Raw genomic sequence first — 14,458 nt, 5'->3', positions numbered from 1 at the left:
GCGTTAGCGTTGGATGACAGCGCTGCCGCCGGGCCTCGTCAAGGTCTTCGCGCCGTGTGCGGCGTTGGTGGGCTAGCCTTTCCTCGTGCCGCGCAAAAGTGTCAGCGCCGACGCTGACTGCGCGCGATCTGCTTCGGCTTCGGCTTCGGCTTCGGCTTCGGCTTCGGCTTCGGCTTCGGCTTCGGCTTCGGCTTCGGCTTCGGCTTCGGCTTCGGCTTCGGCTTCGGCTTCGGCTTCGGCTTCGGCTTCGGCTTCGGCTTCGGCTTCGGCTTCCGCAAAATACCTCAACGCTCCGCCACCGCCCCATCCACCTTGCCTGCGATCGCGGCCGACAAACGCCGCAGATCGAGCAACGCCGCATCCGCGCCTTGCAGACCTTCGAGACTCGTACCCAGCCGCTCCAGCGCGTCGACGATTTCGTCGATGCGTTTTGCCTGCGTGGCGGCGTGATCGATCAGGCCATGAATTGCCAGCGAGACGGGATCGTCCGCATTCGGCGTGATGCCGTACGCGCAAAAGCCGCTGGTTACCGCAGATGCCGCAGAGCGTTTTGCATCGCGCGCGGCGCCGCCGGCACCGGAATTCGCAGCCACGGAAGCCTCTTCCGCTGCCACAGCCGCCGCCGGCACGATGATCCGCGCCGGATTGCCCACCGCCGTGCCACGCGCCGGCACGGGCTTGGTCACCACGGCATTCGAGCCGATCTTCGCGTCCGCGCCGATCGTGAAACTGCCGAGCACCTTCGCCCCCGCGCCCACGATCACGCCGCGCTCGAGCGTGGGATGCCGTTTCGCCCCGCGCGTGAGCGACGTGCCACCGAGCGTCACGCCCTGGTAGATCGTGCAGTCGTCGCCAATCTGCGCGGTCTCGCCGATCACCACACCCATGCCGTGATCGATGAACACGCGCCGCCCGAGCGTCGCGCCCGGATGGATTTCGATGCCGGTCATGAAGCGCGCCATCTGCGAGACAAACCGCGCGAGCCAGCGGCGCCTTGCGCGCCAGCATGCATGCGCGAGCCGGTGCAGCACGAGCGCGTGCAGACCCGGATAACACGTGAGCACTTCCCAGGCGCTGCGGGCAGCGGGGTCGCGCTCGCGGATCGTGGCGATGTCTTCGCGAAGTCTCGTGAACATGGCAGGGACTGTGTTGTGGGAGAAAGGGCGCACGCATGACCTGGCACGCATGACGGCGTGGCTTGCCGCTTAGCACGACGGCAGCTTTGCTTAGAACGTTTCGGGGATTGTAGGGCGATTGCGCGAAATGCGCCGGAAGCCCACGCTGCCCGCGGGGTCGTCGCGGGCAGCGTGGGCGGCGGAAACGCTCAGGAGGCGTCGCCGTCCTTGGGACCAGTCTTCAGCAGAATGTGTTTGGCGATGCCGCGCACGATATTCACTTCCTCACGCTCGAGACCGGAGCGCGCGAACAGGCGGCGCAAACGCGACATCAGCTTCTTCGGGTTGGCCGGATCGAGAAAGTCGAGCGCGACCAGCGCGCTTTCCAGATGCGAGAACATGCTTTCGATTTCATCGCTCGCGGCGCGTGCGCCGGCCGGCTCGCCCTGCCCCGCTGCCGCTGGAGGCGCGGCGTGCGCCGTGGTCGTTGCACTGTCGGTCGAGAGATACATGGTGCGCAACTCATACGCCAGCACCTGCACGGCCTGCGCGAGATTGAGCGAACTGTAGGCCGGATTGGCCGGAATATGCGCAAGTGCGCTGCACCGCTCGACATCCTCGTTCGACAAACCCGTTCGCTCGTTGCCGAACACCAGCGCGATTTCACCGTGCGCCGCCTGCTCGCGCGCCACGCCCGCCGCGGCACGCGGGGTCCACTGCGGCGGTCCGTATTCGCGCAGCCGCGCGGTCAGCGCGATCGACCAATGCACGCCGCTCAGCGCATCGGCGAGCGTCGGCACGACGTGCGCGGAGGCCAGTACGTCGTCGGCGCCGCTCGCCATGGCGATCGCCTCCGGATCGGTTTGCACCTGCGGCACGCGTGGCGACACCAGCACGAGCCGCGAGAAACCCATGGTTTTCAGCGCCCGCGCCGCGGCGCCGACGTTGCCCGGATGGCTCGGCTCGACAAGAATGAAGCGGGTCGAGGTGAAGCCGCCGCGCAACTCGGCGACGGCGGGATCGGAGGAATGGTGGGTGTGGTCCACGATGAAATTCGGCAACTAAAGACGCGTATGGTAGCGCCAACGCCGCAACCGGTCAGAATTGCGCGCGAATGCTCACGCACATGTGCATGTACGCGCACACGCAACCGCACGCACAAACGCGCGTGCGAATACCGGACCAGGCCGCATAAACACGCGCAAATGCCCTGCACAGCCCGCGGACTCTGCCGCGGCGCCCGGACTCAGGTAAAATACGAATATTCGCGCCCAGCTTTGCCGTCCAGCTTTGCATGAGCGCCTCGTTCTTATCCAATTCGTCTCCGTCGGCGGAATGCGCACCGGTCCTGTACCGGGCGGGCGTTCCGTGCTGTTTCCGCGCCTCGCAGAGGGCGCCCAATTAGCGCAGGTTAGCGCTCATTTACCGGCCAGCAGCCGTGCTGCCCCGGCACAAGGATCCAGTCTCATGCATCCCATGCTCAATATCGCTGTGAAGGCCGCGCGCCGCGCTTCACAGATCATCACCCGCGCATCGCTCGACCTCGATCTCGTCCAGGTCAGCAAGAAACAGCACAACGATTTCGTCACGGAGGTCGACAAAGCGTCTGAAGCGGCGATTATCGACACGCTGAAGACCGCCTACCCCGATCACGCGATCCTCGCCGAAGAATCCGGCGAGTCGGATAACGAGTCCGAATACCAGTGGATCATCGATCCGCTCGACGGCACCACCAATTTCATCCACGGCTTTCCGTACTACTGCGTGTCGATCGCGCTCGCGCACAAGGGCGTCGTGACGCAAGCCGTGGTCTACGACCCGACCCGCAACGACCTGTTCACCGCCTCGCGCGGCCGCGGCGCGTTCCTCAACGATCGCCGCATCCGCGTGGCCAAGCGCGACCGTCTGGCTGACGGCCTGATCGGCACCGGCTTCCCTTTCCGCGAAACGGACGGCCTCGAAGCCTACGGCCGCCAGTTCGCTGAAATGACCCAGGCCTGCGCCGGCCTGCGCCGTCCGGGCGCGGCCGCGCTGGATCTGGCCAACGTCGCCGCCGGCCGCATGGACGGCTTCTTCGAGCAAGGCCTGAATCCGTGGGACGTCGCTGCGGGCAGCCTGCTGATCACGGAAGCCGGCGGCCTCGTCGGCAACTACACGGGCGATTCGGATTTCCTGCACATCGGCGAAATCGTCGCGGGCAACCCGAAGGTCTACGCACAGATGATCCCGATCCTGTCGCGCTACAGCCGTACGCGCCAGCAATCGGCCTAAGCCCTGCGGTGTAGCGCCGGCTCCTGACCGGCATGCGGAATGCGAAAAAGCGGCTTCGGCCGCTTTTTCGTTGGCGCGCCTGCATGCCGCGGGCGTTCGTGCTACAAAGCGGGAAGCCGCGCCGGCGTGCTCGATGACCGGCTGCATTTCGCGCGTTATTCGCTGCGCCCCGCTTTGCGCCTGACTTCTCGCGCAGCTTCCGATCCGCTTCATGAAAAAAGGCTTCTACACAATCATCGCGGCGCAGTTTGTTTCGTCGCTTGCGGACAATGCACTGTTGATCGCGGCCATCGCGTTGCTCTCAGTGATTCGCTCGGCCGCCTGGGTCACGCCGCTGTTGCAGATTTTCTTCACGGTTTCCTACGTGCTGCTCGCGCCGTTCGTCGGCGCTTTCGCCGACTCGATGCAAAAGCGGCACGTCATGTTCGTCTCCAACGCGTTGAAAGCAAGCGGTTGCCTGATGATGATCGCGGGCGTTCATCCGATGATCGCCTACGGCGTGGTCGGCTTCGGCGCGGCCGCATATTCGCCGGCCAAGTACGGCATCCTCACCGAGCTGCTGCCCGCGGAAAAACTCGTCAAGGCAAATGCGTGGCTCGAATCGGCCACCGTCCTGTCGACCATTGTCGGCACGATGGTGGGCGGCGCGCTGATCAGCACCTTCGCGGACAAATTCGTCACCCATGCGCATCTGCCACTGATCCGCTCCTCCGCCGACCTCGCCATGTTCGCGACGATGGTGACTTACGCGATTGCCGCCGCGATCAATATCTTCATCCCCGACACCGGCGCGCGTTATGAAAACCGCCTGAAAGAACCGAAGAAGCTGGTCGGCGATTTCTATCATTGCTTTAACGTACTGTGGGCCGACAAACTCGCGCAGATCGCGCTGTGGGTGACGACGTTGATGTGGGGCGGCGCGGTGACGTTGCAGTTGCTGGTGCTCAAATGGGCTAACGTGAACCTCGGCTTGTCGCTCTCGAAAGCGGCGGTCATGCAGGGCGTCACGGGGCTTGGCATCGCGGTGGGCGCGGCGGGCGCTGCCGCGCTGATTCCGTTGCGCAAGTCGCTGCGGGTGTTGCCGGTCGGCATCCTGACCGGTGCGGTGGCGATCGCCATGGCGTTCTACAACAAGGATCTGTTTCCGCCGGGCTCCGGCATTCGCATCGGCTCCTACGTGCTGCCGTTTTACATTCTGCTCGCCTATCCGCTGATGATCCTGCTCGGCGCGCTGTCGGGCTTCTTTATCGTGCCGATGAACGCGATTCTTCAGCATCGCGGCGCGACGCTGCTCTCCGCGGGGCATTCGATCGCGGTGCAGAATTTCAACCAGAACCTCGCGGTGCTGCTCATGCTCGGCGCGTACGCGCTGCTGCTCACGGCGAAGATGCCGGCGCAATGGATCATCGTCGTATTCGGCACGTTCATCACCTTCATGATGTGGCTCGCAAAACGGCGCAGCGCGGTGAATGAACGCACGGTGGACATGTGGGCGATGGTGGAAGAATGAGGCCGTGATCGAGACTAAGCCGGCGCTGCGCGGGCCGCTGGCGGTTCGTCGCACCGGCTTGGGGTTCGCCGTGCGGATTGACCATTCGGCCAGGGTCCGTTCGCCCTGACGACAGGTTAAACTCACGCCCTGAACAGCTAACGCAAGAAGACACCGAGGATGGGCATTCAAACCGCAGCGGCCAACGACGTCGCACAACATACGCCAATGATGCAACAGTACCTCCTCCCCGCCAGATAAGCCTTTGCGCGGCGGCTTACGCCATAGCCCACGCTCGTCAATTTCCCATCGGACCGCTCTCGACCTGTTGCAGACCGTCGGGCTCGCCGCAAGCGGCCACTCAATTTACTCGACGGCGCCCAGCAGCGGCGCAGGCGGTCATCCACTCGGCGGCTTGCCATTACGCCAGCGGCGGTCATTGATTGCACTATGCGGCGCGTGCTGGTCGAGCCTCTGGCTCTAGGCAAGTCGTTCGGGGCTTAAGCGTTTCTTAAGCTATTCCGCATATAGTGCAAGCCTCTCAGGTTCTAGCTAACTCGGACGCTAGATCCTCTCAAGCCGGCTTCGCGCCGGCTTTTTTTTCGCGCCAAGTGTCCCCACAACGTGTCCTAGGTCACGTGCATTAGGTTTGGGTTTGCACCCTTGCTGTAGAAGATCTGTAGCACGCGAAATCTCCTCACTTAGCGCCGCAGCAGACCAACACATACCCGGCTGACTCAGTTCGTCCGACGACTATCGGCCAAGAGCGGCCGTTGCGAGTCTGCGTTAGGCAGTCATTCGAACGGTGGCTTGAGGACGGGCAGCGGACGTCCGTGAGCTGACGGTAAAACGGCGCATCAGCATCTGTGGTCCTTAACTGTGCGCGATCCTGAGTATCTGGGGTCGCAATTGGATGCATGTTCCGAAAACGTGGTCGATGCAAACCTTACGTCGCCGCTTCAAGGCGTCCGCAATCGATCGGGCCGTTGTACAACAATCGTTTCCGAGGCGAGCGGGCTAAGCCCGCGCTTCCTGCCTGTCACAGGAATGGTACGGAACACTGCCCCGACGCGCCACCGTGACCCGAGCCCGACGTACTAGACAACTAATAGCCAAAGCTGGATCATTGTTGGCATCGTGCGCAATACGGGGCATCTTGAGGGCACCTAGTTTCGAGCGTTTCGCAATCGGGATTGAAGAGTGGGCGCCAAGATGGACAAGAAGACGATCAAATACCAAGCGAAAATTAACGGGGCCGGAATGAGTAAGCGTTTGCAGTTTGCATTAAAGGAAACAGCGGACCACCAGTGGAAACTGTTCGAAGAGCTTGCATCTTCGTTTCTAGCCAAGGAATTCCCCAATCTTCGAACGATGGCGTCCCCCAGCGGCGATGGCGGGCGTGACGCGGAATTGTTTGCAGATCAAGAGGAGCCGTCCACTGTCCTACAGTATTCTGTTACCAAAAACTGGGATTCGAAAATTAAAGATACGGTTGCGCGGCTTAAAAAGACGAAACCTGACTTTAGCTATTTGATCTATGTGACCAACCAGATAATTGGTGCGAAGGGTGATGAGCTTAAGGCGAAGATAAGGAAGGAACACAAGGTTGCACTGGACGTGCGGGATGGGAACTGGTTCTCCGATAACGAAAATGACAAGACTGACCTTGCCCCCGTTTGACGAATCCCATAGCTGGGTGAATTATGCGGCTTCGCCTCTATGAGCCGCGAACCAGTTCTTTTCGAATGTCATGGGGCTGACGTAATCGAGCGTTGAATGTAACCGGCGCGCGTTGTAAAAACCCAGCCAGTCAATCACCTCATCCATTGCTGCCCGCCGGGTGGGGAAGTGTCGTCCGTGCATGCGTGCTACCTTCAGCGAACCCCATAGACTTTCCGTCGGCGAGTTATCCCAACAATTTCCACGTCGGCTCATCGACGAACGCATGCCGTAGGCCTTCAACGCGTCCTGAAACAGGCCGCTGCAATACTGGCTGCCCCTGTCGCTATGCACGATTACGCCGGCGTCAGGGCGACGCCGGAACCACGCCATTCGCAATGCGTCCGTGACCAGTTCAGCCTTCATGTGCGGCTGCATCGACCAGCCCACCACCTGCCTGCTGAACAGGTCGATGATGGCCGCGAGGTAGACCCAGCCTTCGGCTGTCGCCAGGTACGTGATGTCGGTCGTCCAGACCTGGTTCGGTGCGTTAGCGGTGAAGTCGCGCTCCAACAGATTCGGCGCCACCGGCAAATCGTGGTTCGAGTTCGTCGTCGCGATGTACTTGCGCTTGTGGCGGGCTCGAATGCCATGCTGCGCCATCAGTTTGCGAACCCGTTCTTTGCCCACGCGCACGCCTTGCGTGAGCAACTCCTTCCACATGCGAGGCCAGCCGTATTCGCCCTTGACCTGCATGTGAATCGCCTTGACTTGCGCGAGCAGCGCATCGTTGCTTACGCGGCTACGGTGCGGCTTGTCGTGCGCGGTGCGTTGCCGGCGCTGATGATATCCGCTGGGACTGACTTCCAGCACTTCGCATAGGACCGAGACTGGCCAGCGGCGTCGATTGTGCTCGATGAACGCGTACTTCACATCGATTCCTTCGCGAAGTACGCTGCGCACTTTTTTAATATGTCTCGCTCCATCTTCAGGCGCGCTACCTCCGCACGCAGCCGCGCCAGCTCCATCTGTTCCGGGCTCACAGGCTTCGTGCCTGCGCCCGCCAGCTTGCCTTCCCGGTCAGCCTTCACCCAGTTGTACAGCGTCTGTTCAACCACACCCAGTGTCGCCGCCACTGCTGCCATGCTTTGCCCGGCTTTGACCAGTCGTACCGCTTCCAGCTTGAACTCGAGCGTGTACTGTGCCCGCTTTGCCTTGCTTGTCATCGTTCTTCTCCTTGCTTGAGTTTACCTGCTCAGCAAGGGATTCGTTTTTCGGGGGCAAGCTCAGACTTTCATCGCAGTCCAAGAGTATTGCCACGCGATAGTTGACCCCATCTTAAGCAAGGAGGGGATCAATGTTGCGATTCGGCCTTCAATGTCATCTAGCGAAACGAAAGCGGCGCTGCTATTCGTTGAAATGCTTTGGCAGGATGAAAAGCGCGATAAAGGGCTAACGAAGCTGGGCTATGATGCTTTCGTGCGTGCGGCCTTGCGCGATACGAATAGCGACAAGCGGATGCAGAAGCAAGAGATCATTCAGTTCGTTAAGAACCAACTCCACTCCGTGGATGAGAAGCTGGTCGAGCGGAATTCAGACACTGCCATCTCGAGGCTGCTTGCACGTAAAGTGGTTCAGCACCACTCTAAGACTGATGACTATTGCCTATCCCATGAAGAGTCTCAGGCCTATGGGGCGAATCTGATAAAGATTCGAGAGTCTGAAGAGGCGTTAAATGAAGCAATCGATGCCAAGGTTACAGTGTTGTTTTCTGATGGTTCGTGGTCAAAACAGGCGAAGATCACTTCGGTAGAGTTTGCTAAATTTTGCCGAACGGTCATCGATAAATTCCTCTCTGATCGAGCGGCGGCGTTGGCTTCCGGCGTGCTGGCCGGCGAGGTATCCCAGATTACCTCCCAAGAGTTAGATCGGGTTGTGAGAAGTACTGTGACCAAGAACGGATCGCTTCGGTATGAAAACCAAGTTGTGCAAGGGGTCATGACTTGTTGCCGCGACCTACTCAGCATTCCCGACGAAAGAGTAAACCGCTATCTAGAAGCTATCTCAGATTCTTACACTTTATTCACGTTGTTTCAGCAGTCAGATGATGCACAAGCCATCACAAATAAGTTTTTCGTTGGCGGTTCAATTTGGCTGGATACCTCAATTGTATTGCCGCTAATTGGAGAGTCGCTTCAAGAGCCCGAGTTCAGAAGCGTAACTAACGTGTTGAACGCGGCGAAGAGCGCGGGTACCAAATTCTTCGTGACTGATGGAGTGATTGAAGAGGTGGAGCGTCACATCAATCGCTGCACGACTTACGTTTCGATCTCTGAAAGCAACGGGGGGCAACAATGGCGCGGAAACCGCCCGTATCTAGTGCAATCATACCTACTCCAAGGCCGGCGCTTAGGCGGCTTTAGAAATTGGACTGAAAAGTTTGTCGGCGAAGTAGATCAGCACAGAGACCTGAAGGACTATTTGGCAAATGTCCATTCAATAGTTGTTGCAAATCTGGAGGACGCTTGCAAGGCGGTTAGCGACGAGTTACGCGATGAAGTTACCGAATTCTGGAATCGAGTTCATGAAGACCGACGCTCACGCGATGACGAAGCATTTGACCACCTTGCAATCCAACGCTTGGCTCGACATGACGTTGAGAACTTTGTCGGCGTGCTAGCACGCCGAAAGAGCGCCCCCTCTGATACAGCGATTGGCTATCCCTACTGGTGGCTCACTTTCGACTCGGAAGCTTTTCAGGTACTTCGCAAGATCGCAAAGGACGTAGCGGATTATCCGAAGCACTCGCCAGTTATGAGCCCAGACTTCCTGCTGACGTATCTACGGTTTGGGCCTTCGCGGGAGAAAAATGAAGGGCGTCACTTACCTGTAATGATGGAATTTGCGAGCTATGTGGACCTTCCCCCCGATCTGATCGCGGCATTGCAGCAGATTCGAGAAAGTAATAGCGATTTCCCTGAATACGTGATTCAACGAAAAATGCGTGATCGGCTGGACGAACTGCGGGCGCGTCCGGGGGCTGCGGTCAGCGCAGGTCTCAACGGATTGACGCTCAACGGTAGTGCTAAGTCCAAGTAATTGACAAGTAGTCGTTGGTCGTTGGCTTTTCTGATCTAAGGGGCGGGATTTGTAACACAGCCGCCCAATTTTGCTACGCCTACTTGCGGCCACTTACGCCGCCCACGCCCGCGCGCACACACACGCCCCCGTAGGCGCGCCTGCGCGCGTCTTTCCAGCCAGCGAAGGTGCCACGGTGCGCGTCGATTGCCTGACGCACAAAGCTGCGCGCCGCGCTCGGCATGCACACACCGGCCTGCATCTGTCTCTGACACGCCAGTGCATACAGCCTGGACATCGGCGTCTATGTTGTTCAACAGACGACCGTATGCCGCGCGACTTCGCGCGGTAAATCGTGAGTGGCCGATGTTCCTCAAAAGCTGCCTTGGAGGTAAGTCAGCGTTAGGGGACTGCAATGGGTCGGCTTCTGCCTTTCACATACGCGCCTTGATCCACGAAGGATCAAGGCGTGCGAGGGACCGGGTGCGGGCACGAAAAGTCATTCGCCTCCACCAGAAGTCGGCCGGTTGAATCCGCCTTCAGAATACGGACGTTTGATTGACATACTCGCGGCGCGCATACTCCTCCCGGAGCCTAAATCTCCCACTGGCTTAGACATTGGCCAAATGGTTGCTTGCCGTTGGAGCCGTTTGGCGGCCTTCGTCTTGGCAGTGCCGCGGCGACCTTTATCACCATGCAGCCCAAACCATAACCTACGATCTCGGGAAACATCTGTTGCTAATTCTGCATTAATTTGAACGGCTTTTGGCCGTTAGCTAGGGAGTGACCTCGCACACGCCGTACCCTATTAGCTTGACGTCCACACATCGCATGCATCCACGCCACATTCACACCTTCTATCACCATGATCAAAAATTTAAGCATTCGTGCCCGCCTAGCGTTGGCGATGGGTTTTCTTGGAATGCTGCTGGTCGTCGGTGGCATCATCGGTGTCGTTGGCGTGGCAATTGGCAACAACGATGTGAAGGAGCTGTATTCGAGCCGGCTGGCATCTTCAGAGGCTCTCGGTCAGGCAAACGTAGCACTCTCGAGAACCCGTCTATGGCTGTATCGCATCGCGCTTGATCCGGCCAGTCCAGATGTGCCCAAGGAAACGCAGACCGCCCGTGATCTGCTCACCGCATCGAAGACGGCGTGGGGCACGTATCGCACGCTGCCGTTTTCCAGCCCCGATGAAGCACACCGTGCGACCGACGCGAATACGAAGTTCGATGCATTCGTCGCAAATGGCCTGGAGCCGATGTTCAGCGCCATTGCCACTCATGATGCGGCGAAGATCCTCGAAGTCTGGCTGCATGTACCGCCGTCGTTGTTTATCGATGTGTCTGACGGCATGGATTCGCTCGAGCAGATTCAAGTCACGGCCGCGCGGGCGACGTTTGATGCCGCGCAAGCACGCTTCCACTGGTTCGTTGGTATAGCCATCGCCGGTAGTCTGGTAACGCTTGGTGCGGCGGCGCTCGCATGGTGGTCGCTGCAGCGGGCAATCGGCACGCCGCTAGCCCAAGCACTTGTCCACTTCAGGGCAATTGCCGACGGCGACCTGACCACGCTGGTCGAGGTCCACTCGGGGGACGAGATGGGGCAGCTGATGGCCGGCCTGCAGGCGATGCAAAGCAAGCTGGTTCAGACAATCGGTGTCGTGCGAGAGGGCTCGCGGTCGATCGATACCGCCGCACATGAAATTTCGGCTGGCAACATGGACCTGTCGCAACGGACCGAAGAACAGGCCGCGTCGCTGGAGGAAACCGCCTCGTCCATGGAAGAGCTGACTTCGACGGTTCGCCAGAACGCCGACAACGCGAAGCAGGTCAACCAGGTGGTGAGCAGTACGGCAATGCTGACCGAACAGGGCAATCAGGCGACGCAGGAAGTCGTGCAGACGATGCGGGGTCTGTCCGACTCTTCCGGCAAGATTGCCGAGATCACCGGCGTAATCGAAGGGATTGCGTTTCAGACCAATATCCTGTCGCTGAATGCGGCCGTCGAAGCGGCACGCGCAGGCGAGCAGGGCCGCGGGTTCGCGGTGGTCGCCAGCGAAGTGCGCTCTCTGGCCCAACGCAGCGCCACGGCGTCTAGGGAGATCAAGGCGCTCATTACGGATTCGCTGAGCCGAGTCGAAACCGGCGCGCAGCAGGCGGATCGCGCAACTCGGACGATGGCGGAAATCCTGACTTCTGTGCGAAAAGTCAGCGACCTGATCGGCGAAATTGCCGCCGCGTCCGAAGAACAGTCAAAGGGTATCGAACAGGTTAATCAAGCGGTTGCGCAAATGGATCAGGTAACCCAGCAGAACGCGGCGCTGGTCGAGCAGGCATCAGCGGCGGCGCTATCGCTCAAAGAGCAGGCGGGACAGCTGGAGACTACTGTCTCAGTATTTCGTGTCGATGCTGCCTAGGATTCCGAGGTTGGATCCGCCTCTAGAGTGAGTAGTTAGACGCCGCCGGAAGCTGGGGGCCTGCGAGACAATATGTCCCTCGAATGGCCGTTGTGCCTCGATCGTGTCGAAAAAGTCGTGGGACGCGTTTTTGCCCCGGCAAAAAAATCGACCTTCTCAGCTGGGCCTATAAGCTGCTCGCAGGCCTCATTAGAAAGTCGAACGTCCCATGAAAACCAGCCGATACGTACGGTCACGCATTTTTCAACATCATCCCTTGGAAACTGCCGCCGGAGCCGTGGTAGGTTAAACGGCGGAAACAGGACTGTTTATGCCTTCGCTTACCTGCTGGGATCAGAGATCGAGATCTGCATCGGACCGTCTCCGGCTAGCAATGGACATTCGGCCGTCCCGCCTCTCGGGCATTTTGATGTCGGCTCCCCAACGGCAAGCGGCCGTCCGATTGGCACAGACGAACGTTGCGTCGTCGCCATTTGCAGGCATTGCCCGATCATCGCGCTCACGGGCGAGCGATAAAACTTTTCATGTTTGAAGCCTGCGCGGATAGCGCGGGCTTGGCTTCGCGACGGTGTTATCCACGTTTTCATCCGCCCGCGCGCCGGAGAATTTCTTGATGTGATGTGCGCTACATTCGATCAGCGTTTGTCGGTAAAGACCAGTGACCCTGGAAGCCTTCGGATCGTTGCACCGGTCTTGAAGACATTAATACATTGGACGCGGCGGCGAACGCGGTGGCACGGACATTGGGTGGATAACCTGGAACCAGATTGACATGAATCAACGAGTCACCCGGGTTCACGCCGACAATGAGCTTTCACCGCGTCAAACCCGCGATCCCCTATTGGATTTGTGCGGCCTTTGACAACTGGAGCGAGAAATGAAACTCACCTATACACTTAAGTTTGTTAGCGCCGCATTAATCGTGGCCGCATCGATCAATGCGTGGCCCCAGACCACTGAATCAGCCGCTACATCGACAGCGCCGGCGGCCGAGGGAAGTGCAAAAGCCGCTAGACAGGCGAATCGCGCACTAAGCAAAAAAGTGCTTCGCGCTCTCTCGAAGGGCGGCGTCGCCACTTCCAGAATCAACATCATTGCAAAAGGCGGTGCAGTGACCCTCGCGGGTTCAGTCACCGACGCCAGTCATATCGACAAGGCGACCGAAATCGCGAAAACTGTTCCTGGCGTCACGTCGGTGAAAAATGCGCTGACATTGAAAGAAACGGGACAGTGATTCTCCGTGGGGTACTCGGCCCACGGAGCGCTGACTTCCCTTCGCACGCCGGTACCCGGCAACCTGAAGTATTTCCGGATCAAGTTGTACGCGGATGCCCACCAAGTCCTTGCCAGCGACCGACGGGCGAGACGGAGCATCGACTTCCTTGGCAGCGGACGTACTCACGTCCCAGACTCGGGGTCCTTCCAGCGATTGTTTAGGTAGATGAGCTGCAGGCCCCTGTGATCGGGCGAATGGCCGTTGTGCTTTGCAAGTTGCCGTCGAGTTGCTATTGGCCGAACGACGGCAAGAGGTCGTCTACAGCCGCAGCCGTTCAAAGAAAATTTGTGTCTGTCCGCTCATCAGTGAGCTTGAGCCGGTAGGTTTTCGTCGACATAGCACCACGCACTCTCAATGTCGCGCTGCTGTCAGACCAAGGTCCCATAGCACATCGCACGATTCCCTGCTAGGCTGAAGTTGCGCAAGGTCTCCTCACTGGATGCGGACTCATCGTTATATGGTCAACTCAGCCAAATCGTCGCTATAGTTGACGATGACGAGTCAACTGGCCGCGCCATTAAGTGTTTGCTGCGTGTCATCGGGATGGAGCCGGAGACGTTTTCCAGTGGCGAGGAATTTCTGGGCAGGCTTGCGTCGACAGCCTCGTACCGGCCCGCATGTGTAGTGTTGGACTTTCTGATGCCGGGAATCAACGGCCTGGAACTGATGGGTCGCCTTACCCCGAGTCGCGTACCCCAAATCTTCATCACCGCGCAAGTCAATCCCGCCGTTCGAGAGAAAGCTCTCGCGTCAGGCGCCGTAGCCTATCTCCGAAAACCATTCAGTGGAGCCAATCTGGTCGAGGCCGTGGCGATGGCGCTAGCTGCCAAGCCGATTCCCGTAGAGCGCGCTACCCCATAGAAGCCGAATGCTTGCTTCTACCCGTAAGCCAGCCACACAAGCGCAGAACATGGTGGTCCGAGGCGAGTCGAGAGCGATTCTTCAGGAAATTACAAGCGAGGGCCATGGCGTGGGCCGTCACGTATGGGCTTATCTGGCGGCGAGGAGGTGCTGCTGCATCACTGGGGGGGGCGTAGACGATCCGATGGCTGGAGCGGTTCTTCTACCAATGTGGCAGAGAATCATCACGTGATAGTCGATTCCATCACACATCCTTGAGTGTTTCGGGTTCGGTGTAGCGTGAGAGGCTG

General features: G+C 59.2%; 12 protein-coding genes. 7 read left to right on the top strand and 5 right to left on the bottom strand.

Annotation, left to right across the window (positions count from 1 at the left end):
• Nucleotides 1–72 precede the first annotated feature (72 nt).
• From BLW71_RS03630 to BLW71_RS03620, 3 genes are all read right to left on the bottom strand, one after another.
• Nucleotides 73–288 (bottom strand): hypothetical protein, encoded by a 216-nt coding sequence (locus BLW71_RS03630; protein WP_091793247.1) that lies wholly within the window; start codon nt 286–288, stop codon nt 73–75.
• On the bottom strand, nt 285–1,136 hold the full coding sequence (gene cysE, locus BLW71_RS03625) for a serine O-acetyltransferase (RefSeq protein WP_091793245.1): 852 nt from the start codon (nt 1,134–1,136) through the stop codon (nt 285–287). Before cysE ends, BLW71_RS03630 begins: the two co-directional genes overlap by 4 nt.
• A 188-nt stretch (nt 1,137–1,324) precedes the next feature.
• Nucleotides 1,325–2,161 carry an RNA methyltransferase gene (locus BLW71_RS03620; protein WP_091800349.1) on the bottom strand — a complete coding sequence of 279 codons (837 nt, stop codon included), beginning with the start codon at nt 2,159–2,161 and terminating at the stop codon, nt 1,325–1,327.
• 421 nt (nt 2,162–2,582) lie between these two features.
• Here BLW71_RS03620 and BLW71_RS03615 point away from each other — a divergent pair, with 421 nt between their 5' ends.
• The 3 genes from BLW71_RS03615 to BLW71_RS03605 all read left to right on the top strand — a co-directional run bounded on the left by BLW71_RS03615 (nt 2,583) and on the right by BLW71_RS03605 (nt 6,555).
• Nucleotides 2,583–3,386 (top strand): inositol monophosphatase family protein, encoded by an 804-nt coding sequence (locus BLW71_RS03615; RefSeq protein ID WP_091793243.1) that lies wholly within the window; start codon nt 2,583–2,585, stop codon nt 3,384–3,386.
• 211 nt (nt 3,387–3,597) lie between these two features.
• On the top strand, nt 3,598–4,896 hold the full coding sequence (gene lplT, locus BLW71_RS03610) for a lysophospholipid transporter LplT (protein WP_091793241.1): 1,299 nt from the start codon (nt 3,598–3,600) through the stop codon (nt 4,894–4,896).
• 1,191 nt (nt 4,897–6,087) lie between these two features.
• Nucleotides 6,088–6,555, top strand: coding sequence for a hypothetical protein (locus BLW71_RS03605; RefSeq protein WP_091793239.1), 468 nt, complete (start codon nt 6,088–6,090; stop codon nt 6,553–6,555).
• Between the two features lie 21 nt (nt 6,556–6,576).
• Here BLW71_RS03605 and BLW71_RS03600 read toward each other — a convergent pair.
• Nucleotides 6,577–7,760 (bottom strand): IS3 family transposase gene (locus BLW71_RS03600; protein ID WP_091793237.1). Its coding sequence is split into 2 segments (ribosomal slippage): nt 6,577–7,496 and nt 7,496–7,760, totalling 1,185 coding nucleotides; the frame shifts between segments, so codons are not numbered across the junction.
• Between the two features lie 151 nt (nt 7,761–7,911).
• On the opposite strand from BLW71_RS03600, the gene BLW71_RS03595 reads away from it, so the two are divergent.
• Nucleotides 7,912–9,633, top strand: coding sequence for a hypothetical protein (locus BLW71_RS03595; RefSeq protein ID WP_091793235.1), 1,722 nt, complete (start codon nt 7,912–7,914; stop codon nt 9,631–9,633).
• Between the two features lie 79 nt (nt 9,634–9,712).
• On the opposite strand, the gene BLW71_RS40720 is transcribed toward BLW71_RS03595, so the two are convergent.
• On the bottom strand, nt 9,713–9,910 hold the full coding sequence (locus tag BLW71_RS40720) for a hypothetical protein (RefSeq protein WP_143048296.1): 198 nt from the start codon (nt 9,908–9,910) through the stop codon (nt 9,713–9,715).
• 567 nt (nt 9,911–10,477) lie between these two features.
• Between BLW71_RS40720 and BLW71_RS03590 the strand changes: the two genes are divergently transcribed.
• From BLW71_RS03590 to BLW71_RS03580, 3 genes are all read left to right on the top strand, one after another.
• Complete coding sequence (locus BLW71_RS03590; protein WP_091793233.1) at nt 10,478–12,031, top strand: methyl-accepting chemotaxis protein; 1,554 nt, start codon at nt 10,478–10,480, stop codon at nt 12,029–12,031.
• Nucleotides 12,032–12,908: 877 nt separating this feature from the next.
• On the top strand, nt 12,909–13,265 hold the full coding sequence (locus BLW71_RS03585; RefSeq protein WP_091793231.1) for a BON domain-containing protein: 357 nt from the start codon (nt 12,909–12,911) through the stop codon (nt 13,263–13,265).
• 459 nt (nt 13,266–13,724) lie between these two features.
• Nucleotides 13,725–14,168, top strand: a complete 444-nt coding sequence (locus tag BLW71_RS03580) for a response regulator transcription factor (RefSeq protein WP_353615883.1) — start codon at nt 13,725–13,727, stop codon at nt 14,166–14,168.
• The last annotated feature ends 290 nt before the right edge of the window (nt 14,169–14,458 follow it).

The organism is Burkholderia sp. WP9, from assembly GCF_900104795.1.
GTDB lineage: Bacteria > Pseudomonadota > Gammaproteobacteria > Burkholderiales > Burkholderiaceae > Paraburkholderia.
Note: the sequence above shows the minus strand (reverse complement) of the source record. Positions and strands in the feature narration are given on the sequence as shown.